Here is a 1,413-nt window from a genome sequence, read left to right on the forward strand (position 1 = left end):
GTTATCTTGCAGGCGCACAAGGTGCAATTGCTGGTTACCAAGTTCTTGTCAATCATACTGGAGACGAGGACTTAAAAAAGTTTTTAGAAAATCTTATAGAAAATGATATCCAATCAGAAGTTGAAGAACTAAAAAACTTGTTGAAATCAAACGGGGTGGCATTACCACCAGCACCTCCAGAACGTCCAGTTGCATCTATTGAAACRATYCCTCCTGGTGCTCGTATTAATGAYGCAGAAATTGCAGCTAAAGTTTCTATGGATCTTGCTGCTGGMYTAGTAGCATGTAGCCAAGCGATGGGACAATCACTTCGAGAAGACGTAGGAATGATGTTTGGACAATTCCATATGAAAAAAGCACAAGCAGGTGCCACTTTACTACGATTAAATAAGAAAAAAGGTTGGATTATTCCTCCTCCTTTACATGTTCTTCAATCTGATCAAGCATAACATGGCATAAGCGGTTAACTTTTGTTAACCGCTTCGTTGTATTTACCTGTACTTTTAATAATGGAGATTAAAGATATTTCTCATAATTTTAACTTTATGATTTAGATACTGTGAACCGAATAATGTACAAAACTACTGGAGAAATTAATACATAAGAAAGGAGGGGAAAACTATGAAGAAGAAATTATCATCTATTTTAAGTGTATTAGCACTAACTATTATGTTTTTAGGTACAACTGCCCATGCTGAATACGATGGAAATAACATGAATCGGGTTAATAATATTGACACTTCAACTCGAGTTAATGACAATAACATGCATCGAGTTAATAATGATGTGAGAACTCGAAATGTAAATACAACAAATGATTTAAATGATAATCGCGATAAAAATAATAATTGGGCTTGGCTCGGTTTATTRGGACTAGCAGGATTATTAGGTCTTAGAAGAAGAGACAAAGAAACACGCTAATTCAGAGCATTTTTTTAGTAAACAAGTACTTATGTATTAAAAGTATATAATGAATATAAATCGCCTTTTTAAAGGCGATTTATTATTTGCTTACAAGTAATATGTATAATTAGTTATTAATATATTTAATTCATATATCACCTTATCTTTACTTACGATTAATTTTCTTAAATTATATATTTACAAATACGAAAATCAAAAACACAAATGTTGTTATAGCGAAGTTCTTGGTGTTAATCCATATAATATAAATTGAATCGTATTTTCAATTTCCACTTCATCATCCCATTTCTCTTCAGGCAATAATAAAAACCTCGTTAAGAGAAATCCTAGTACAGCTGATAAAGTAAGACGTAATACGGAAGATGGTGGCATTTCAATAATTTCCCCTTCTTCTTGAAACTTTGCAATCAGCTTTTTAAAATGTACAAGCAGTTCTGTTTCTATTAATTGTTGTATTTCACTTTTTAGTTCCGGCTGAAATGGTACTTC

Annotated in this window: 2 protein-coding genes and 1 pseudogene; 2 read left to right on the forward strand and 1 reads right to left on the reverse strand. The window is 32.3% G+C overall.

Features of this window, described 5'->3' with window-relative positions:
- Together AC1DJR_RS29685 and AC1DJR_RS29690 are read left to right on the forward strand one after the other, a co-directional pair.
- Positions 1-449 (forward strand): DUF3231 family protein (locus AC1DJR_RS29685; protein WP_477004225.1); only part of this gene is annotated, 449 nt, incomplete at its 5' end.
- A 172-nt stretch (positions 450-621) separates the two neighbouring features.
- Positions 622-921, forward strand: a complete 300-nt coding sequence (locus tag AC1DJR_RS29690) for a WGxxGxxG family protein (RefSeq protein ID WP_429692274.1) — start codon at positions 622-624, stop codon at positions 919-921.
- A gap of 213 nt (positions 922-1,134) precedes the next feature.
- On the opposite strand, the pseudogene AC1DJR_RS29695 reads toward AC1DJR_RS29690, so the two are convergent.
- Positions 1,135-1,413, reverse strand: a pseudogene (locus tag AC1DJR_RS29695) (TetR/AcrR family transcriptional regulator); the annotation flags it as partial.

The organism is Bacillus sp. 05T31, assembly GCF_056396725.1.